The sequence below is a fragment of the Glycomyces salinus genome, from assembly GCF_016428645.1.
Classification (GTDB): domain Bacteria; phylum Actinomycetota; class Actinomycetes; order Mycobacteriales; family Micromonosporaceae; genus Glycomyces; species Glycomyces salinus.
This window is the reverse complement of the sequence record NZ_JAELXW010000008.1, coordinates 113,524-133,849: the sequence shown is the minus strand read 5'-3', so window position 1 is coordinate 133,849 and position 20,326 is coordinate 113,524. Positions and strand designations below refer to the sequence as shown.

General features: G+C 69.2%; 19 protein-coding genes and 1 other RNA gene. 13 read left to right on the top strand and 7 right to left on the bottom strand.

The genetic code is table 11. From position 1 onward, the window contains the following. Positions 1-12: 12 nt before the first annotated feature. The 4 genes from JFB92_RS03680 to nadA all read right to left on the bottom strand — a co-directional run bounded on the left by JFB92_RS03680 (position 13) and on the right by nadA (position 4,623). Positions 13-1,116, bottom strand: coding sequence for a WG repeat-containing protein (locus tag JFB92_RS03680; RefSeq protein ID WP_199034991.1), 1,104 nt, complete (start codon positions 1,114-1,116; stop codon positions 13-15). A 114-nt stretch (positions 1,117-1,230) separates the two neighbouring features. Further along, positions 1,231-1,881 (bottom strand): DUF3043 domain-containing protein, encoded by a 651-nt coding sequence (locus JFB92_RS03675; protein ID WP_199034990.1) that lies wholly within the window; start codon positions 1,879-1,881, stop codon positions 1,231-1,233. Positions 1,882-1,932: 51 nt separating this feature from the next. After that, positions 1,933-3,264 carry a UDP-N-acetylglucosamine 1-carboxyvinyltransferase gene (murA, locus tag JFB92_RS03670; RefSeq protein ID WP_199035048.1) on the bottom strand — a complete coding sequence of 444 codons (1,332 nt, stop codon included), beginning with the start codon at positions 3,262-3,264 and terminating at the stop codon, positions 1,933-1,935. Positions 3,265-3,456: 192 nt separating this feature from the next. Further along, positions 3,457-4,623, bottom strand: coding sequence for a quinolinate synthase NadA (nadA, locus tag JFB92_RS03665; protein ID WP_199034986.1), 1,167 nt, complete (start codon positions 4,621-4,623; stop codon positions 3,457-3,459). A 110-nt stretch (positions 4,624-4,733) separates the two neighbouring features. Between nadA and JFB92_RS03660 the strand changes: the two genes are divergently transcribed. The 8 genes from JFB92_RS03660 to JFB92_RS03625 all read left to right on the top strand — a co-directional run bounded on the left by JFB92_RS03660 (position 4,734) and on the right by JFB92_RS03625 (position 13,151). Next, on the top strand, positions 4,734-5,834 hold the full coding sequence (locus JFB92_RS03660; RefSeq protein ID WP_199034985.1) for a glycerate kinase family protein: 1,101 nt from the start codon (positions 4,734-4,736) through the stop codon (positions 5,832-5,834). Positions 5,835-5,976: 142 nt separating this feature from the next. Next, positions 5,977-6,342 carry an iron-sulfur cluster insertion protein ErpA gene (gene erpA, locus JFB92_RS03655; RefSeq protein ID WP_199034984.1) on the top strand — a complete coding sequence of 122 codons (366 nt, stop codon included), beginning with the start codon at positions 5,977-5,979 and terminating at the stop codon, positions 6,340-6,342. Positions 6,343-6,443: 101 nt separating this feature from the next. After that, positions 6,444-7,166, top strand: coding sequence for a PfkB family carbohydrate kinase (locus tag JFB92_RS03650; RefSeq protein ID WP_199034983.1), 723 nt, complete (start codon positions 6,444-6,446; stop codon positions 7,164-7,166). Between the two features lie 226 nt (positions 7,167-7,392). After that, complete coding sequence (locus tag JFB92_RS03645) at positions 7,393-9,033, top strand: peptide ABC transporter substrate-binding protein (RefSeq protein ID WP_199034982.1); 1,641 nt, start codon at positions 7,393-7,395, stop codon at positions 9,031-9,033. A 73-nt stretch (positions 9,034-9,106) separates the two neighbouring features. Next, complete coding sequence (locus tag JFB92_RS03640; RefSeq protein WP_199034980.1) at positions 9,107-10,117, top strand: ABC transporter permease; 1,011 nt, start codon at positions 9,107-9,109, stop codon at positions 10,115-10,117. Next, positions 10,110-11,033: an ABC transporter permease gene (locus tag JFB92_RS03635; RefSeq protein ID WP_199034979.1), complete on the top strand. Its 924-nt coding sequence runs from the start codon at positions 10,110-10,112 to the stop codon at positions 11,031-11,033. Before JFB92_RS03640 ends, JFB92_RS03635 begins: the two co-directional genes overlap by 8 nt. A gap of 53 nt (positions 11,034-11,086) precedes the next feature. Continuing rightward, the gene (locus tag JFB92_RS03630) at positions 11,087-12,076 is read left to right on the top strand and encodes an ABC transporter ATP-binding protein (protein ID WP_199035040.1); all 990 of its coding nucleotides are present in this window, start codon (positions 11,087-11,089) and stop codon (positions 12,074-12,076) included. Further along, entirely contained in the window at positions 12,066-13,151 is a 1,086-nt protein-coding gene (locus JFB92_RS03625) for an ABC transporter ATP-binding protein (RefSeq protein WP_199034978.1), read from the top strand. Before JFB92_RS03630 ends, JFB92_RS03625 begins: the two co-directional genes overlap by 11 nt. Here JFB92_RS03625 and JFB92_RS03620 read toward each other — a convergent pair. Beyond that, a complete protein-coding gene (locus tag JFB92_RS03620) occupies positions 13,144-14,259 on the bottom strand; it encodes a cysteine desulfurase family protein (RefSeq protein ID WP_199034977.1) in 1,116 nt (371 codons plus the stop codon). The two genes, JFB92_RS03625 and JFB92_RS03620, sit on opposite strands and share 8 nt — an antisense overlap. A 138-nt stretch (positions 14,260-14,397) precedes the next feature. On the opposite strand from JFB92_RS03620, the gene ctaC reads away from it, so the two are divergent. Beyond that, positions 14,398-15,324, top strand: coding sequence for an aa3-type cytochrome oxidase subunit II (ctaC, locus tag JFB92_RS03615; protein ID WP_199034976.1), 927 nt, complete (start codon positions 14,398-14,400; stop codon positions 15,322-15,324). 13 nt (positions 15,325-15,337) lie between these two features. Next, positions 15,338-15,784 carry a cytochrome c oxidase subunit 4 gene (locus JFB92_RS03610; RefSeq protein ID WP_199034975.1) on the top strand — a complete coding sequence of 149 codons (447 nt, stop codon included), beginning with the start codon at positions 15,338-15,340 and terminating at the stop codon, positions 15,782-15,784. Positions 15,785-15,834: 50 nt separating this feature from the next. Here the strand turns inward: JFB92_RS03610 and JFB92_RS03605 are convergent, their stop codons facing one another. Together JFB92_RS03605 and rnpB are read right to left on the bottom strand one after the other, a co-directional pair. Further along, positions 15,835-16,302 (bottom strand): NUDIX hydrolase, encoded by a 468-nt coding sequence (locus tag JFB92_RS03605; RefSeq protein WP_199034974.1) that lies wholly within the window; start codon positions 16,300-16,302, stop codon positions 15,835-15,837. 84 nt (positions 16,303-16,386) lie between these two features. Next, an RNA gene (rnpB, locus tag JFB92_RS03600) (RNase P RNA component class A) lies at positions 16,387-16,774 on the bottom strand. A gap of 31 nt (positions 16,775-16,805) precedes the next feature. On the opposite strand from rnpB, the gene JFB92_RS03595 reads away from it, so the two are divergent. From JFB92_RS03595 to panB, 3 genes are all read left to right on the top strand, one after another. Beyond that, positions 16,806-17,567: a sulfite exporter TauE/SafE family protein gene (locus JFB92_RS03595; protein ID WP_199034973.1), complete on the top strand. Its 762-nt coding sequence runs from the start codon at positions 16,806-16,808 to the stop codon at positions 17,565-17,567. Positions 17,568-17,599: 32 nt separating this feature from the next. Then, a complete protein-coding gene (locus tag JFB92_RS03590) occupies positions 17,600-19,339 on the top strand; it encodes an NAD+ synthase (RefSeq protein WP_199034972.1) in 1,740 nt (579 codons plus the stop codon). 124 nt (positions 19,340-19,463) lie between these two features. Further along, positions 19,464-20,315 (top strand): 3-methyl-2-oxobutanoate hydroxymethyltransferase, encoded by an 852-nt coding sequence (panB, locus tag JFB92_RS03585; RefSeq protein WP_199034971.1) that lies wholly within the window; start codon positions 19,464-19,466, stop codon positions 20,313-20,315. The last annotated feature ends 11 nt before the right edge of the window (positions 20,316-20,326 follow it).

Genomic DNA, 20,326 nt, shown 5'->3' with positions numbered 1-20,326 from the left:
CAATCGCGGGCCCTACAGCGGGCCGTCGTCGATCGAGACGGCCGCGTCCAGGGTCCGCACGGCCTCGGCGCGGTCGACCCGCATCGGCACCTGCTCGGCGCCGTCGAGCCCGAGCGTGCCCCACGAATATCCGTCCACAGAGACCAGGAAACCGGCCGGGTGGACCTGGACCTGCTGGTAGCGGGGCGCGGCGATGATGCGGCCGGAGCGGTGGACCACGCCCAGGCGGCCCCGCTGCCCGGCCACGGCGACGCCGCCGACGAAACCGGTCACCGTCCGGCCGTCGACCGTGGTGGTGTCGAGCGAGTTATAGAGCATCGGGACCACCACGGTCCCGGTGCGATCGATCGCGCCCCAGTCGGCCTGGCAGACCGCGGCGACGCCGCCGCGGAAGTCCCCGGCCTGGCTGAAGGCGGCCTGGATGACCGGGCGCCCGTCCGGGCCCAGGTAGCCGTAGCGGCCGGTCTGCTGGTCCTGGAAGCGCTCGGGGGCCGGGTGCCCGGCCCGCTCGGCCCAGCCGCGCGGGGGAAGGCCGAAGCCGGCCTTGGCGGCCCGCTCCTCGGCCAGGTCGAGCGCGACCTCGGCGATCTGCATGACGAACGCGTGCGGGTTGTACTCGGTGGCGCGCTGGATGTGGATCAGGGCCTCGGTGACCCGGCCCTGCGCCAGGCACGACAGCCCCGCGTAGGCGCGGACCGCGCCGGTCAGCGTGCGCGGCAGCTCCCCGGCCTCGGCCAGGGCGAACAACTGGTCGGCCTCCTCGTAGCGGCCCTGCACGCGCAGCACCTGGCCCAGCCGGGCGCGCGCGGGCGCCAGCAGCATGTCGGCGCCGACGGCCTCGGCGTACTTGACGGCCGCGGCCGCGTCGACCTCGGCCCCGTCGAAGTCGCCGAGGACCCGCAGCACCACGCCGCGGATGCCCAGCAGCCGCGACTGGTCGGCCTCGGACGGGTGCCTGGCCAGGCGCTGGCCCGACTCCTCGCGGATCTGCTGGAGAGCGTGGGGGTCGGCGATGCCGTGCCGCATGGTGGCGCGGTCGAGCGGTCCCAGGGCGCGGACCAGCCCGGCGCGCAGGTCAGCCGCGACATCCACCACGTTGACGACAACTTTCAACAAGTTACTGAGGGTTACGACATTCAGATTAAGCCATCCCCGACCACCGCGCGAGGGTCGAACGAAGGCCGGGGCAGACTAGAGGAATATATAGCTCGCGAAATACGCCAAAGCCAGTTACCGGACGACCTGGCCCAGATCTTCCTCGGTGGCCTTGTAGCTCATCCGCACGCGGGGGTTGCGCATCGAGCGGAACATGATCGAGCGTTGGATGGCGTACCAGTAGAGCCCGCCCTTGCGCTGCTCGGTCTTGGGGAACCGCTTCCAGACCAGTCGCTTGATCTTCCGGCACAGGAAGTACGAGTCCAGCGCCAGACCGGCCATCATCGCCACCCACACCAGCATCAGAATGCCGACCGCGGTCGGGAACACGTTCGTGGCCAGCAGCAGCACCATCGTGATCGCGAAGAAGTACTGGGCGATCGTGCGCCGGGAGTCGACGATGTCGCGCACCAGCAGGCGCTCCGGCCCGCGGTCGCGCGCCAGGTGGTACTTGTCGAACAGAGGGTCGCCCTTCCACTGGCCCTCGGCGATGCGGGCCCGCTCGGCGCGGAGGTCGGACTTGGCCTGCTTCTTCTGCTCCTTGGTGAGCTTGGAGTTCCCCGACTTCGCCTGCTTCCGCTTCTCCTTGTAGGTCATCGGCGGATTGGCCGGCGGGCGAGCCTTCACCTGCTTGGGCCGCTTCGGGGTGGGCTTGCCCTTCTTCCCGGTGGCGGAGGGACCCGCCTCTTCGACGGGTTCGGCGGCTTCGGCGGACTTCTTCCCCACGGGGCGCTCGACCTTCCTAGATTCGCGACGGCGTGCTGACTCCCAGCATACCTATGCCCGTTGCGCGGCCGGACGCTCGATCTTCGCGCCCAGTCCCCGGAGCTTCGCCTCGAAGTTCTCGTAACCGCGGGTGATGTACTGGTCGACCCCGTAGACCCGGCTGGTGCCCTCGGCCGCCATCGCCGCGATCAGGTGGCTGAACCCGGCCCGCAGGTCGGGGATCTGCAGGTCGGTCGCGTGGAGCTTGCTCGGACCGGCGATGACCGCCGAGTGCAGGAAGTTGCGCCGCCCCCAGCGGCAGGGCGTGCCGCCGAGGCAGTCGGAGTACAGCTCGATGCCCGCGCCCATGCGGCGCAGCTCGGAGGTGTAGCCGAAGCGGTTCTCGTAGACCGTCTCGTGCATGATCGACAGCCCGTCGGCCTGGGTCAGGGCCACCACGATCGGCTGCTGCCAGTCGGTCATGAGCCCGGGGTGGACGGCCGTCTCCAGCGCCACCGGCTTGAGCGGGGTGCCGGGGTGCCAGAAGCGGATGCCGCCCTCGACCGGGTCGTCGTCGACCTCGTAGGCCCCGCCGATCGAGCGGAAGACGTTCAGGAAGGTCATCATGTCGGCCTGCTTCGCGCCCCGCACGAAGACGCTGCCCTCGGTGGCCAGGGCCGCCGAGGCCCACGAGGCCGCCTCGATGCGGTCGGGCAGGGCCCGGTGGGTGTAGCCCTTGAGCTCGGCGACGCCGACGATCTCGATGACCCGGTTGGTGTGGACCTTGATGATCGCGCCCATCTTCTGGAGCACGCAGATCAGGTCGATGATCTCGGGCTCGATGGCCGCGTTGCGCAGCTCGGTCGTGCCCTCGGCGAGCACCGCCGCCAGCAGCACCTGCTCGGTCGCGCCGACCGACGGGAACTCCAGCTCGTAGCGGATGCCCTTGAGTCCGTCGGGGGCCGAGATGTGGGTGCCGTCGGGGGACTTCTCGACCACGGCCCCGAACTGGCGCAGCGCGTCCAGGTGGAAGTCGATCGGGCGGCCGCCGATGTTGCATCCGCCCAGGTCGGGGATGAACGCGTGGCCGAGGCGGTGCAGCAGCGGGCCGCAGAACAGGATCGGGATCCGGCTGGTCCCGGCGTGCACGTTGATCTGGTCGACTCCGGCCGACTCCACCGAGGTCGGGTCCATGTAGAGCGTGTCGCCCTCGAGGTCGACGTCGACGCCGTGGACGCGCAGCAGGCCCGTGACGACCTCGACGTCTCTGATGGCCGGGACACCGCGCAGCACCGAAGGGGCCGTGCCGAGCAGCGCGGCCACCATCGCCTTCGAAACGAGATTCTTCGCGCCTCTGACGGTCACTTCACCTTCGAGAGGGGTACCGCCATGGACGATGAGCATGTCTTCGGGGGTGGTCGCGGTGCCGCTCAACAGCTCTCCTCAGTGGGATGGGTGGACCTGTGATCAACCGGGATCGTCGACCAACGATAACGGAACGGCCACGGGGAATACGCCCAGGTAGCGACGTAACCCACGGTGATCATGCGCACCTCGGCGGGCCGCAACCGACGCCCCCGGACAAGCGTTGCGCCGCTACGGCAGTTCGAGCATCCGGTCCAGGGCCGCGCGGGCGTGCTTGGACGTGACCGGTTCCACCGTGATCTGGTTCGGCACGCGGCCGGCCACGAGCTCCTCCAGGGCCCACACCAGGTGCGGCAGGTCGATCCGGTTCATCGTCGAGCAGTAGCACACCGTCCGGTCCAAGAAGGAGATCTCCTTGTCCGGGTGCTCGTTCGCCAGGCGCCTGACCAGGTTCAACTCGGTGCCCACGGCCCACGAGCTGCCGGGCTCGGCCGCGGCCAGGGTCCTGATGATGTACTCGGTCGAGCCGACGTAGTCGGCCGCGGACACCACCTCGTGGCGGCACTCGGGGTGGACCAGGATGTTCACCTCGGGCCTGCGCTCGCGCATCTCCTCGACGGTGTCGAGGGTGAACCGGCCGTGGACCGAGCAGTGGCCCTTCCACAGGATGATCTTGGCCTCGCGCAGCTCCTCGTCGGTCAGGCCGCCGCCCGGCTTGTGCGGGTTGTAGAGCACGCAGTCGTCCAGCTCGAAGCCCATGTCGCGGACCACGGTGTTGCGCCCCAGGTGCTGGTCGGGCAGGAACAGGACCTTCTCCCCGCGCTCGTAGGCCCACCTGAGGGCCCGCTCGGCATTGGAGGAGGTGCACACGACCCCGCCCTCGCGGCCGACGAAGCCCTTGATCGCGGCCGAGGAGTTCATGTAGGTCATCGGGACGGTGGTCTCGGCGATCCCGGCACGCGTCAGGTCCTCCCAGCACTGCTCGACCTGCGAGGCGGTGGCCATGTCGGCCATCGAGCAGCCCGCGGCCAGGTCCGGCAGGACCACCTTCTGGTGCGGCCCGGTGAGGATGTCGGCGCTCTCGGCCATGAAGTGGACGCCGCAGAAGACGATGTACTCGGCCTCGGGGCGGGCCGCGGCCTGCTGGGCCAGCTTGAACGAGTCGCCGGTGACGTCGGCGAACTGGATGACCTCGTCGCGCTGGTAGTGGTGGCCGAGGATGAACAGGTCGTCGCCGAGCGCGGCCTTGGCGGCCCGGGCGCGTTCGACCAGCTCGGGGTCGCTGGGTTCGGGCAGCTCCCCGGGACAGTCGACGCCGCGCTCGGAGTCGGGGTCGGTGCCCCGGCCGAGCAGCAGGAGCGCGGTCTGAGTGGGAGCAGGTTCATTGAAGCCCGTCATGCGATCAATTCTTGCATGTCTCGATCACATTCCGCACACTCCGAAAAACGGACCGATCCGGCCTGGCAAGCGGTTACCCAACGGTCCGGGCCATCCATTAGGCTTTCGGTGTGCGCATCCTCATAGCTCCCGACAAGTTCGCCGGAACCATGACCGCCTCCGAGGCCGCGGCCGCGATCGCCGCCGGCTGGAAGCGCGCACGGGCCGACGACGAGACCGCCGAACTGCCCCTGGCCGACGGCGGACCCGGCTTCGTCGACGTCCTCGAGGCCGCCCTGCCGGACGCCCGCCGCGTCACCGTCGACGCCTGCGACCCCTTGGGCCGCCCGGTCAGGGCCGACTACCTGCGCGACGGCGGCACCGCCTACGTCGAATCGGCCGCCGCCTGCGGCCTCCACCTGCTCGCGCCCGCCGAGCGCGACCCGCGGCGCACCACCACCTACGGCCTGGGCCAGATCATCACCCACGCGGTGGAGACCGGCGCCCGCCGGATCGTGGTCGGACTGGGCGGCTCCGCCACCAACGACGCCGGCGCCGGAATGCTCACCGCCCTCGGCCTGACCTGCCGGGACGCGGGCGGCAACGTGCTGCCCCACGGCGGCGCGGCCCTGGCCGCGTGCGAGTCGGTCACCGGGCAACCGCGCACCCGCGGTGTCGAGTTCGCCGCCGCGACCGACGTCGACTCCCCGCTGCTGGGACCGGTCGGGGCGACCCGCATGTTCGGCCCCCAGAAGGGCGCCAGGGACGCCGACCTGCCGCTGCTGGAGTCGGCGCTGGCCGCGTTCGCGCAGGTCGCCGAGCGCGACCTGGAGGCCCCCGGCGCGGCCTCCCTGCCCGGCGCGGGCGCGGCCGGCGGCCTCGGAATGGCCTTCTTCCTGCTCGGCGGAAGGCGGGAATCGGGCGCGAAGCTCACCTGCCGGGCCGTGGGGCTCGACGCCGCGATCGCCGCCTCGGACCTGGTCGTCACCGGCGAGGGCTCGTTCGACGCCCAGAGCCTGCGCGGCAAGCTGGCCGCCGAGGTCGCGGCCGGAGCCAGAGCCCACGGCAGGCCCTGCCTGGTCATGGCCGGGAGGGCCGACATCGACTCGCACCCCGAGCTGGCCGGTGTCCATTCGGTCACCGACCTGGTCGGCGGCGTCGAGGAGGCGATGAAGGCCCCGGTAGAGGGCCTGGAGGCGCTGGCGGAGTCGGTCGCGAGATCCTGGCACTAAACTAGGCTGTGCGTCAGATCCCGCGTTCAAGCGTTCGGACCGTGTTCAAGGTCCCGGTCGCTTGAGCTCGGGAATAGGCATACCAGCGCCGTTGTTAGGTACTGTTGATGCCGTTGATCTCGAATCTTCAGGAGGACCAGAAGTGAGCGCCACTCAGCAGGCCGAGGAAGTCAAGGACACCGCCACGGGCGTTGTGCTCACCGACACGGCCGCCGACAAAGTCAAAGCCCTCATCGAGCAGGAAGGCGAGGAGGGCCTGGCGCTGCGCGTCGAGGTCAGCCCCGGCGGCTGTTCGGGCCTGCGTTACGGGCTCTTCTTCGACACCGACCGCCGCGAGGGCGACGTGATCTCCGCCTACGATGGCTTCGAAGTCGTCGTCGACCGCATGAGCGTTCCCTATCTGATGGGCGCCAGCATCGACTTCGCCGACCGCATCGACGCCCAGGGCTTCACGATCGACAACCCGAACGCCCAGGGCTCGTGCGCCTGCGGCGACTCCTTCCACTAGACGCCGCGCGACATCCGACGGCCCGGTCGAATCCGCCCATAGCGAGTGCCCGACCGGGCCATTTCTCTGTCTGAAATCCTTCTGGAAGAGGTCTCCTCACCATGCAGACCGCCGTCACCGGCCTCGACGCCGGGGACATCGTCTACGGGATGTCGCGGCTCGGCCGCGATGCCGCGGCCCTGGAGCCCGGCGCGGTGCTGACCCACGGCTCCGTGAGCGTCGCCGTGGACAACCCCGACCTCATCGAGGTCATGGAGCGCACCGGCCCGCTGGGTCTGATCCACATCGGACCGGAAGATCCCAAGGCCATGCTCTACTACGCCGAGCAGTGCCGGGACTTGGGCCTGGAGTTCAGCGCCGACCCGGCCGGGCTCGAGGGCGACGAGGCCGCCGAGTTCATCTCCGGGGCGAAGTTCCTGGTGACCGGCCAGGCCGAATACGAGTTCCTCAAGGCCTCCGCGGGCCTGGACGAGGACGAGGTCCTCTCGAAGGTGCGGGTGCGGATCACCACGCTCGACCAGGACGGCATCGAGATCGCCGGGCACGACATGGACCGCGTCCACGTCCCGGTCGCCAGGGCCCGCGAGGTGATCGACCCGGCCGGGGCGACGGCGGCCTTCAAGGCCGGGCTGCTCTCGGCGCTCGGCTGGGGCATGCCGCTGCGCCGCGCCGCCGAGATCGGCGGTCAATTGACCACGGTGGCGCTCGAATCAGTCGGTACCACTGGATACTCGATCAATTCCGTCGAATTCGTGCGCAGGCTGGAGGAGTCGTACGGCCCCGCCTGCGCCGCGGAGGCCTCCGCATATCTGTTGCCGGAGTGAACACTTGCGCTGACTGGAACCACAGCCGCAACATGACTCTCACAAGTCTGGATTGGGGCGGTAATCCAAACTTAATATTCGAGCTTCAAGGTCTCCGGGTGCCCACCTCTAGGTAACGATTTCACAACGCACCCTTTCGTTTCGATGATTTGTGCGACATGGTGTGAGTTATCCCACGACTCAACTCACATCCCTGGAGCGACCAGTGAGACGAATCAAAATGGCTGTGGCCACAGGCGCAGCCGCCGCACTCGCATTGAGCGCCTGCGCCGGAGACGAAAGCGACGTAGGCGGCGACGGAGAGGGCGACGGCGGCATCTTCAACATGCCGATCGGAGAAGTCCGCAGCCTGATTCCAGGCGGAGCCGGCGAATCCGAGGGCTACCGCGTCATCAAGAACGTCTACGACGGACTGGTCTACTACAACGCCGACACCGGCGAGGCCGAGAACCTCGTCGCCGAGGAGATCACGTCCGAGGACAACCAGACCTGGACGATCACCATCAAGGAGGGCCTGACCTTCCACAACGGCGAGCCGGTGGACGCCGAGGCGTTCATCCGCGGCTGGAACCGGGTCGCATACGCCCCGAACTCCCTGCCGCTCAACTACTTCATGGCCACCATCGAAGGCTATGGCGCGTTGAACCCCGACCCGCTGCCGGAAGAGGAGTGGGCCGACCCCGACGTGCCGGAGTTCCCCGACGACGTCCCCACCGAGATGTCCGGCCTGACCGCGGTCGACGACCACACCCTCGAGGTCAACCTGACCTCGCCGTTCCTCGGCTTCCCGACCATGCTGGGATACGAGGCGTTCTTCCCGCTCGCCCAGGAATGCCTGGACGACCTCGAAGCCTGTGAGGCGCGGCCGATCGGCAACGGCCCGTTCATGTTCGAAGAGCCCTACGACGTCGAGTCCGGCGGCACCGCCGTCACCTGGGACGACTACCAGGGGGAGATGCCGAGCATCGGCGGCGTCACCTGGAACGTCTACCTCGAGGGCAACGACTGCTGGGCCGACTTCGAGACCGGCGACATCGACATCTGCCGCCCGACCGCGGCCACCTACGAGTCCGCGCAGAACGACCCTGAGCTCCAGGAGCGCCACATCGCCATGCCGGACCCGAGCATCACCATGCTGGGCCTCCCGCTCTACGATGAGAAGTTCCAGGACATCGACCTGCGCCACGCCCTGTCGATGGCCATCGACCGCGAGGGCGTGCTCAACGTCATCGGCCCCGAACGCGGCACGCCGCTGGACGGCTGGGTGCCCGAGTCCATCCTCGGCGGAGGCCAGGGCGCCTGCGGCGAGTACTGCGAGTACAACCCCGATGAAGCCCAGCGGCTGTTCGACGCCTCGGACTGGCCCGAGGGCGAGAAGCTGCGGATCTGGGTCAACGACTCCAACGACAACGTCGACATCTTCCGCGCCATCGGCGACTCCATCACCGAGTCGATCGGCCTGGAATACGAGCTGGTGACCATGGAGTGGACCGACTACCTGGCCGAGCGCGAGGCACACGGCCTCGACGGCCCGTTCCGCGACGGCTGGGGCCCCGACTACAACCTCAACGAGAACTACCTCGAGCCGATCTACGGCGGCGGCTTCGACAAGAACGACAACGGCTTCGAGAGCGAGGAGTACGACGCCAAGATCGCCGAGGCGACCGCCGCCGAGACCCTCGACGAGGCCGTGGCCCTCTACCAGGAGGCCGAAGCGATCCTCGCCGAGACGTTCCCGAGCGTCCCGCTCTGGGCGGGCAAGATCAACTTCTACTACACCGAGCGCGTCCAGAACGCCGTGGTCAACCCGATCTACGCCGCGCCCGGCGGCGACCTCGAACTGCGCGACGTCGAGCTCACCGAATAGCCGGTAGCCGGAACACAACGGATATTCCGCGGGCGGGTCGTCGACCCGCCCGCGGTCCTGAGGACGGAAGATAATGGGACGCTACGTCATTCGACGACTGCTCCAGGGGCTGCTCACCCTCGGCATCGTCTTGTTCTTGCTGCACTACCTGATGGCGCTGTCGGTGCAGATCCGCGGCAACCCCGCGATCCTGTTCTTCGGAGGGGACAGGACCCCGCCGCCGGCCATGCTCGCTCAGGTGGAGAAGCTCTACGGTCTCGACAACGCGTGCTACGACCGCCCTGGCGACCCGTGCCTGGTGCCGTTCGTCGAACGCCTCCAGAGATACGCGTCCGGCGACCTGGGCACCACCCTCAACGGCAACCGCGACGTCGGCGACCTGCTGGCCATCTACATCCCCAACACGCTGCGGCTGTTCATATTCTCCACGCTCACCCTGGTCATCGTCGCGATGCTGCTGGGCACCTGGGCCGCCCGCCACCGAGGCGGCTTCATCGACCACACCGTCCGGGGCACCACGATCCTGATCGACTCGGTCCCGGTGTTCCTGGTCCTGCTGGCCTACGTCTACCTCGCCGCGGTGCCGCTGACCAACTGGGCCAGAGACATCTGGGGGGCCGACACGTTCATGGGAGAGGTCTTCAGTCCCAGCTACGACCCCGACCATCCCTGGACGACGATCATCATCCCGGGCATCATCGTCGGCACCGTCGGCCTGGCCACCCTCACCCGCCTGGTGAGGGCCAGCCAGCTCGAGAACCTCGGTTCGGACTTCGTCCGCACCGCTAAAGCCAAGGGCCTGCCCAACATGCGCATCACCGTCGTGCACGTGGTGCGCAACTCCATGATCCCGGTCGTCACCGGAGTCGGATACATCTTCGCCTTCGCGCTCTCCGGCGCCGTCCTCACCGAGGGCATCATGAACATCCCCGGCATGGGGCGGATGATCTTCCAGGCCGTCCAGCGCCAGGAAGTGAACCTGGTGATCGTCGGGCTGACCGTCACCGCGGTGGTCGTCGTGATCGTGACCCTCATCGTCGACCTGCTGTACGCCGCCCTCGACCCGAGGATCCGCTATGAGTGAGCTGACCGCACCCAAGCCCGAACCGGACACCGCGCAGAGCTCGCTGTGGAAGGACGCCTTCCGCACCATGCGCAGGCGCCCCGACGTCATCATCGCCTCGCTGATCATGCTCTTCGTGTTCACCATGGCCGCGTTCCCGACGCTGTTCACCGACAAGAGCCCCACCAGGTGCATCGGCAGCGACGCCAGGGAGCGGCCCGACACCTGGTTCACCGGAGAGCACCCGCTCGGCACCGACCAGTTCGGATGCGACTTCGCGGCCACCCTCGTCCACGGCACCCGGCCGACCATCACGCTGGCCCTGTCGGTGATGATCGTCGCGGTCCTGATCGGCATGGTCACCGGCATCCTCGCCGGCTACTACGGCGGCGTGATCGACGCGATCATCTCCCGCGCCGTTGACGTGTTCATCGTGGTCCCGCTGATGCTCGGAGCGATCCTGCTGCTGAGCCTCTTCCGCGGCCGCGGGGCGCCCGACAACCTGTTCGAGACCGTGGCGCCACCGGCGATCGCGCTCGCCATCTTCGGGTGGATGGAGTTCACCCGCTACACCCGTGCGGCGACGATCGAGACCAAGAACCTCGACTACGTCACCGCCGCCCGCTGCCTGGGCGCCAAGGACCGCCGGATCATGTTCAAGCACATCCTGCCCAACGCGATCATCCCGGTGACCGCGGTCATCCCCACCACCCTCGGCTCGATCATCGTCGCCGAATCGGCCCTGGCGGTGCTCGGCATCGGCGTGCAGCCGCCCGCGACCAGCTGGGGCGTGCTGCTGTCCAACGGCACCCAATGGGCCGCCGGAGGCTACATCTACCTGTTCGGGATACCGCTGCTGCTGCTGATCCTGACCGTGTTCTCGTTCGCGACCTTCGGCGACGCCCTGCGCGACGCCCTCGACCCGAAGCTGAGGTGACAACAGTGGCAGAGAACCTCCGCATCATCGGCGACACCCTGCCGGGCGTCGACATGAACGCGCCGCTGCTCGAAGTCGAGGACCTGCGAGTCGAGTTCAAGATCCGCGGCAAGCGCGTCCCCGCCGTCCGCGGCGCGAACTTCTCGCTCGAGACCGGCCGGACCCTCGCGATCGTCGGCGAGTCCGGCTCGGGCAAGTCGGTGACCTCCCAGGCGGTCATGGGCATCCTCGACTCCCCGCCCGGATACATCACCGGCGGCGCGGTCCGCCTGCACGGGGTCGACATCCTCAAACAGGACGAGGACACCAAGCGCGGCATCCGCTCCAACCACATCGGCATGGTCTTCCAGGACGCCCTCTCGGCGCTCAACCCCCTGTGGTCGGTCGGATTCCAGATCGGCGAGCTGTTCCGCGTCCACCGCGGCTCCAGCCGCAAGGACGCCAAGAAGCGGGCCGGCGAACTGCTCGACCTGGTCGGCATCCCCGACGCGAAGAACCGCATCGGCCACTACCCGCACCAGTTCTCCGGCGGCATGCGCCAGCGGGTCATGATCGCCATGGCCCTGGCGCTCGAACCGGAGATCCTCATCGCCGACGAGCCGACCACCGCGCTCGACGTCACCGTGCAGGCCCAGATCATGCGCCTGCTCAAGGAGATCCAGGAAGAGCGCAGCATGGGGCTCATCCTGATCACCCACGACCTCGGCGTGGTCGCCGACGTCGCCGACGACGTCGCGGTCATGTACGCCGGGCAGATCATGGAGCAGGCGTCCATCCACGACGTGTTCAAGCGCCCGGCCAACCCGTACACCAAGGCCCTGCTGCGGGCCATCCCGCGCGTGGACACCCTCGGCCAGGAGCTCGAGGTCATCCGCGGCCTGCCCCCCAACCCGGCCTCCCTGCCGGGCGGCTGCTCGTTCCACCCGCGCTGCTGGGCCGCCGAAGAGAAGTGCTCGGTGGAGGAACCGCCCTGGGCGAGCGTCGCCGAGGAACACCGCAGCCGCTGCCACTTCGCCGAGGAGGTCTACCGAAATGAACGCTGAGCTGGGCCAAGAGCACGCCGCCGAACCGGTCCTGGAGGCCCGGGACCTGGTCAAGCACTTCCCGGTGCAGCGCGGCATCGTGTTCAAGCGGACCGTCGGGCACGTGCAGGCCGTCGACGGGGTCGACCTCGAACTGCACGCGGGCAAGACCCTCGGCGTCGTCGGCGAGTCCGGCTGCGGCAAGTCGACCCTCGCCAAACTCCTGGTCGGACTCGAACCGCCGACCTCGGGATCGATCAACCTGCTGGGACAGGAGATCGGGAACCTCCCGCAGCGCAAGATCCGGCCCCACCGACGCGACATCCAACTGGTCTTCCAGGACCCGTACACCTCGCTGAACCCGCGCATGACCGTCGGCGACATCGTCGCCGAGCCGTTCGCGATCCACCCCGGCGTGGTCCCCAAGGACAAGGTCACCGCCGAGGTCAAGGAGCTGCTCGACCTGGTCGGGCTCAGCCCCGACCACGTCAACCGCTACCCGCACCAGTTCTCCGGCGGCCAGAGGCAGCGCATCGGCATCGCCCGCGCGCTGGCCCTGCGCCCCCAGATCCTGGTCTGCGACGAACCGGTCAGCGCCCTGGACGTCTCCATCCAGGGGCAGGTCATCAACCTGCTCGAACGGCTCCGGGACGAACTGGGCCTGGCGTACGTGTTCATCGCCCACGACCTGTCGGTGGTGCGCCACATCGCCGACGAGGTCGCGGTGATGTACTTGGGCAAGATCGTCGAGCGCGGCACCGCGGCCGAGATCTACGACCATCCGCGACACCCGTACACGCAGGCGCTGCTGTCGGCCGTCCCGGTCCCGGACCCCGAACTGCGCGGCCGCCGCGAGGAGATCATCCTGCAAGGGGACGTCCCCTCGCCGATCAACCCGCCCTCGGGCTGCCGCTTCCGCACCCGCTGCTGGAAGGCCACCGAGCGCTGCGCCGAAGAGGTCCCGTCCCTCGACGTGGGCGACAACGGCACCCGCCCTCCCGTCTCCCACCACCACCCGAACCAGCCTGAAGGCAGTACTCATCCGACCGCCTGCTTCTACGCCGAGGAGAAGGACGTCACCCACGCGGTCAAGTAGCGAGCCTCCGGAGGTCCTCCACGATCCCCGGGAGGACCTCCAGGAAGCGGTCCACCTCCTCCTCGGTGCTGCCGCGGTGGAGGGAGACCCGCACGTTGCCGTGGCTGAGCACGCCCATCGCCTGGAGGACGTGCGAGGGACGCAGCCGCGTCGAGGCGCACGCCGAACCCGACGAGACCGAGAAACCGGCCTTGTCCAGCTCGCCCAGCAGCACCTCGCCGTCCACGCCGAGGCAGGAGAACGTCACGATGTGCGGCAGGCGGTCGATCGGATCGCCGGGCAGCTCCACGTCAGGGACGGTCTCGGCCACGGTCTCCCTGATCCGCTCGGTCAGCTCCCGGGCCCGCTCGGCGGTCTCCTCGCGCTCGGCGACGACCGCGCGCAGCGAAGCGGCGGCGGCCACCGCCGCCGGGACGTCGATCTCTCCGATCGCCTCCTGGAGTGAGGAGTCCTCACCGGGGAACGGGTTGCGCCACCGCGTGCCCTTGCGGACGACCAGGATGCCGCTCCCGGCCGGTCCGCCCCACTTGCGGGAGCTGGCCGCCAGCACCGACCAGCCCTCGGGGACCGGCTCCCACGGGACGCTCGCGGCCGCGTCGCACACCAGCGGGACGCCCGCCGAAGCGGCGGCGATCGCCCCGATCGGCTGGCGCGTCCCGACCTCGTGGTTGGCGCTCTGCACCGCCAGCACCGAGGCCCCGTCGATCCCGGCCAGCGGGTCCGGATCGACCCGCCCCGACCGGTCCACCGGCACCGATACCGACCGCCCCCCTGAACGCTCGAACCAGTCCGCCGCATGCAGAACCGCCGAATGCTCGACCGCCCCGTAGACCAGCGGTCCCGGCTCACTGGAAGCGGCGGTGACGCCGAGTATCCCGGCGTGCACGGCATGCGTGCCGCTCGATGTGAAAGTGACCTCATCGGGAGCGACGCCGAGCGAGGAGGCCGCCGACTGGCGGGCCGCCTCCAGCAGCATGCGCGACCGCCTGCCCAATGTGTAGAGCCGTCCCGGACCCGCCCAGCCCTCCGCCAAAGCCGCAGCATAAGCGTCCGCCGCGGCCGGGTGGGTCGGCTGCGCGGTCGCGCCGTCGAAGTAGATCCGTGCCACCCGCCAAACATAGAAGACGCCTCGCCGAGAACCCAACCCCTTGCGTACACGGGCCCGGGTCGGGCAGTAGGCTCTGGTCCGTTAGATCTGCGTGTCGCCGCTGCCCGCTGCGACCGGCAGCCCCGGACTGAGAAAGGCATGAGACAGGTGGTCGGAAAACCGTTCCGGGAATCTCGCGGCCGAGCCCGCCGCGCCATAGGTCTCGCCGGCATCGCCGTACTGCTCCCGGTGGTCCTCGCCGGATGCAGCCTCGAGGACGCCTTCTACCTCGGTTGGCCCCGGACCAAGCCGACCGAGCAGTCCGAACTGATGATGGACCTGTGGATCGGCGCCACGGTCGCCGCACTCGCGGTCGGCGTCATCGTGTGGGGCCTGACGTTCTGGTGCGTGACCGCCTACAAGAAGCGCGCCGACGCCGATCCCGAAGAGCTGCCGCGGCAGACCAAGTACAACCTGCCCGCCGAACTGACCTTCACCGGCCTGCCGTTCATCATGATCTTCGTGCTCTTCTACTTCACGGTGGTCGTGCAGGACGACGTCACCGAGATGAGCGACGAGCCGACCAACTGCACGCAGGTCACCGCGTTCAAGTGGAACTGGCAGTTCACCTACTCCGACGCCGACTGCGAGCCGTTGGAGGGCGCGGACGGCGAGGCGGTGACCGAGACCGGCACCTCCGACTACATCCCGGTCATCGTGGTCCCGCAGCAGGAGGACGTGCGCTTCGAACTGCGCAGCGAGGACGTCATCCACTCCTTCTGGGTTCCGGACATGCTGTTCAAGCGCGACGTGATCCCCGGCTCGGAGGCCCAGACCCAGCGCTTCGAGGTCGACTTCACCGAGACCGGCACCTTCATCGGCCGCTGCGCCGAGCTGTGCGGCGCCTACCACGCCTTCATGAACTTCGAGATGCGCGTGGTCAGCCCCGACGACTACCAGACCTTCGTAGACGCCCGAGTCGACGGTGCCACGACCCCCGAGGCACTGGAGGCGATCGGCCAGGAGCCGTACGCGACCACGTCGAACACGTTCAACACCGACCCGAACTCGGGCGAAGCGAGCTAAGGGGAATCGCAGCATGAAGACTGAGAACCGCCTCTTCCTGATCGTCATGGTGTCGATGTTCGTGTTCGCGGGCATCTACGGCTTCTGGACGTACCACAACGACAACCCGGCGTACGGCCACCCGGGCCAGATCGAGGTCATCGGCTTCATCGGCCTGATCCTCTCCGGCTTCCTGACCGGCATGATCTGGCTCTACTTCTGGATGGTCTCCCGGCGCATCGACCCGCGCCCCGAGGACCGTCCCGACGGCGAGATCTCGGACGTCTCCGGCGAGGTCGGCTTCTTCAGCCCCGGCTCCTACTGGCCCCTGGGCCTGGCCGCCACCGCGGTCCTGGCCGGGCTGGGCGTCGTGTTCTGGCTGCCGTGGCTGATCGTGGCCGGCGGCGTCGCCCTCCTGCTGGCGACCGGCGGCCTGACCTTCGAGTACTACACCGGCACCCGCAAACTCGGCCCGGAGTAGGCGCGACGACGACAAGGCCCGACGCACCGCCGGTGCGCCGGGCCTCTCGCCTATACGGACCCGGCCAGCGGTCCGAGCTCATAGTGACCCAGCAGCTTGGCCGTCGCTCGCGTCATCTCCGGCAGCTCGTCGACCGGATGCCAGGCCGCGTCCCACACCTCGTGCCCGTCGACCAGGATCTGGGTGGTCTCGGGATCGCGCACCAGCCGGAAGACGTTGTCGACCCACCGCCCCGAGGTGTGCACGACCGCGCAAGGCACGGCCGGGACCAGCTCGTCCAGCTCGGCCTCGATCCCGGTCTCCTCGTTCAACTCCCGCCGGGCGCCCTCGATCGGCTGCTCCCGCCGATTCAGCAGCCCCGCCGGCAGCGACCACCGCTTCCCCGGTGGCTGGCGCAGCATCAGCAACCGCTCCCGCGCCTCGTCCATCACCAGCACCACCGAACCGAGCGTGTACGTGGGCGTGGCGATCCGCACGATCCGCCGCCGCACCGGAATCGGAAGACTGTAGAAGACCAACCCGACCGCCTTGCGAACCAAGGGAGCCCGACGTCGCTGCACAGAGGGAGTCACGGCCACACCCTATCCCCCGCCAGGAGGCGGGGGACGAGTCGGCCGGTACGCCGGATTCTGTCCTGGGCGGCCATCCATCTAGGCGCGCCGTCGCCGACGCGCTCGAGCGGTCTACCCGCGAAGGATTCGGGCGGGCCGCCCTCCGACCTTCGCGCAGGGCCTCGCGGCCCCTCTTGACCTTGCTCCGGGTGGGGTTTACCGAGCCGCCGCCGTCACCGGCGGCGCTGGTGGTCTCTTACACCACCGTTTCACCCTTACCGACCGAAGCCGGCGGTCTGATTTCTGTGGCACTTTCCCGCGGGTCACCCCGGGTTGCCGTTGGCAACCACCCTGCCCTGTGGAGTCCGGACGTTCCTCGGCAGCGACGCCGCGTCCCGAAGGACACCGACATCACTGACGCGACCGCCTGGCCGACTCGTCCCGGCGATCAAGCGTACGCTGTCCGCGCGATGACTGTGATTCAGGTGCTCCAAGTGGCGGGACTGCTGCTCGCCGGCGTGGCCGCCGGCGGGCTCAACGCCGTCGCCGGGGGAGGGTCGCTGATCACCTACCCGACGCTGATCGCCGTCGGCGTGCCGCCGCTGTACGCCAACGCCACCAACGGCATCGCGGTCGCCCCGGCCTACGCCGCGGCCGCGTTCGGCTCCCGCGACAACCTCCGGGGCCAGGGCCGCCGCGCCCTCGGCCTGATCCCGACCGCGCTGGTCGCCTCCGTGTGCGGGACGATCCTGCTGCTCAACACCTCCCACGCCGCGTTCGAGGCGATCGTCCCGTTCCTGGTGCTGCTGGCGACGCTGCTGATGGCGGTGGGCCCGTGGGTCAACCGCATGGTCACCAGGCTCAACGGCGACCGGCCCCTCCACCCGGTCGCGCTCCACGGCGGCGTGTTCCTCGGCTGCATGTACGGCTCGTACTTCAACGCCGCGCTCGGCCTGGTCCTGATCGCGGTGATCGCCATGAGCCTGACCGAGAGCCTGGTCCGGGTCGGGGCGCTGAAGAACTTCTGCACCTTCATCGTCGGCGTGGTGACCAGCGTCGTCTACGGCATCTGGGCCGACGTCGCCTGGTGGGCCATCGGCATCCTCGTCCCCGCCACCTTCCTCGGCGGCTACCTCGGCGCGCGGGTATTCCAGAAGCTCCCCGAGAAGCCGCTGCGCATCGCGATCGTCGTCTACGGATTCGTGCTGAGTCTCATTCTGTTGGTCAGATGACGCAAGCGTCGCGGACGCGGAAGAATAGGCGCATGCCGACACTGCGTATCGCCCTCGCCCAGGACAATCCGACCGTAGGCGACCTCGACGCCAACGCCGAACTCATCCGGCAGGCGGCCGCCGCCGCCTCCGCCGCCGGGGCCCACCTGCTGGCCACCGGCGAGCAGGCGCTGACCGGCTACCCGGTCGAGGACCTCGCCCTGCGCCACTCCTTCGTCGAGGCCAGCCGGGCCCGACTCGACCGGCTCGCCGCCGAGATCGCCGCGGACGGCAACGGGAGCCTCCCGGTGGCCGTGGGCTACCTCGACGCCGACGGACCCGTCGGCGGCCAGCAGGGCCACGGAATCCGCAATGCCCTCGCCCTGATCCAGCATGGCAAGGTCCTGTTCCGCTACTACAAGCACCATCTTCCGAACTACGGCGTCTTCGACGAGGATCGCTGGTTCGTCTCGGGCCATGAGCTGCACATCGCCCGCATCGGCGGCGTGGATGTGGCCTTCACCGTCTGCGAGGACCTGTGGCAGGAGGGCGTGCCGTTCAAGGCCGCCGCCGAGGCCGGGGCCGGCCTGGTCGTCAACATCAACTCCTCGCCCTACGAGCAGGGGAAACAGGAGCGGCGCCGGGCGCTGCTGGACCACTGGTCCGACCACGTCGGCGCTCCGGTCGCCTACGTCAACACCGTCGGCGGCCAGGACGAGCTGGTCTTCGACGGCGGCTCGATGATCGTCGGCCCCGGCCGCGAGCTCCACGCCGCGGCCCGGCGGTTCGAGCCCGAGCTGCTCGTGGCCGACCTCCGCCTGGCCGAGGGCGGCGACGCCGACTTCGCCAACCACACCTCGACGACCATGAGCGTGGTCCACCACGTCCTGTCCGAGACCGCCGAGGTCCCCGGGGTGCCGGTCGAGGCCGCCCTGGCCCCGGGCCTGGACCGCCTGGAGGAGATCTGGGAGGCCCTGGTGCTCGGCCTGCGCGACTACGTGCGCAAGAACGGCTTCAAGTCGGTGGTGTTCGGCCTGTCCGGCGGCATCGACTCGGCGCTGACGGCCGTGCTCGCCCGCGACGCGATCGGCGCCGAGAACGTCCGCGTCGTCTCGATGCCCAGCCGCTACTCCTCGCGGCACTCGCTCGACGACGCCGCCGAACTGGCCGAACGGTGCGGCCTGAACTACTCGGTCGAGGCGATCCAGCCGATCGTCGACGGCTACCTGGCCGACCTCTCGCTGTCCGGCCTGGCCCTGGAGAACCTCCAGGCCCGCGTGAGAGGGACGATCGTGATGGCCCTGTCGAACCAGCATGGGCACCTGGTCCTGGCCCCGGGCAACAAGAGCGAGTACGCGGTGGGCTACTCGACCCTCTACGGAGACTCGGTCGGCGGCTTCGCGCCCATCAAGGACGTGCTCAAGACCCTGGTCTATGAGCTGGCGACCTGGCGCAACGAGCACGCCCGCAAGCTCGGCGAGACCGAGCCGATCCCCGAGAACGTGATCCTCAAGCCGCCGAGCGCCGAGCTGCGGCCCGACCAGAAGGACTCGGACTCGCTGCCGGACTACGAGGTCCTCGACGCGATCCTGGCCGCCTACGTCGACGGCGACAAGGACCGCGAGGACCTGGTCGGGCTCGGCTACCCGCCCGAGGTCGTCCAGCGGGTCGCCTCGCTGGTCGACGGCGCCGAGTACAAGCGCCGCCAGACCGCTCCGGGCACCAAGGTCTCCGGCAAGTCCTTCGGGCGCGACCGCCGCCTGCCGATCACGAACCGGTTCCGGGGTCGGTAGCGAAGGGAGTTCGTCACACCCGCTTTCGGTCCAGACTCTGGGACATCGAAGAGCGTTAGTCTCGTTCCAGTAAGCCCGGGGACCGGCTACAGGCCGGCCGCGAGGAGCAACAAGGAGCACGAAGATGTCCCAGAATCTTTCCCCCGACGAGATCCCGAGCCTGTACGGGCCGGGCAAGAACGTCAAGCGGATCAGGGCCCGCCACCTCATCGAGGCCAAGGAGCGCGGCGAGAAGTGGGCGATGCTCACTTCCTATGACATGTACACCGCGTCGCTGTTCGACGAGGCCGGCATCCCGGCCCTGCTCATCGGCGACTCGGCCGCCAACAACGTCTACGGCTACGAGACGACCATCCCCGTCACCGTCGAGGAGCTGCTGCCGCTCGTGGCGGCCGTGGCCCGCTCCACGCAGCGGACCCTGGTCGTCGCCGACCTCCCGTTCGGGTCCTATGAGGCCGGACCCGTCCAGGCCCTGGAGACCGCCGTCAAGTTCATGAAGGCCGGGGCCCACGCCGTCAAGCTCGAAGGCGGACGCCGCATGACCGCCCAGATCAAGGCCCTGGTCGACGCCGGAATCCCGGTCATGGGCCACGTCGGCTTCACGCCGCAGAGCGAGCACGCTGTGGGCGGCTACCGCGTCCAGGGCCGCGACGCCCAGGCCGCCGAGGTCGAGGCCGACGCGCACGCCGTCGCCGAGGCCGGGGCCTTCGCCGTGGTCCTGGAGATGGTCACTTCCTCGGTGGCCGCCGAGATCACCAAGCAGCTGCCGATCCCGACCGTCGGCATCGGCGCCGGCCCCGACACCGACGCCCAGGTCCTGGTCTGGCAGGACATGGCCGGACTCCGCCGCGGCCGTGCCCCGCGCTTCGTCAAGCGCTACGCCGACGCCGCCACCGTCATCCAGGACGCCGCCCGCGCCTACGCAGACGAGGTCCGAACCGGCCAGTTCCCGACCCCGGAGCACGGTTTCGATTGACATCCACCCGT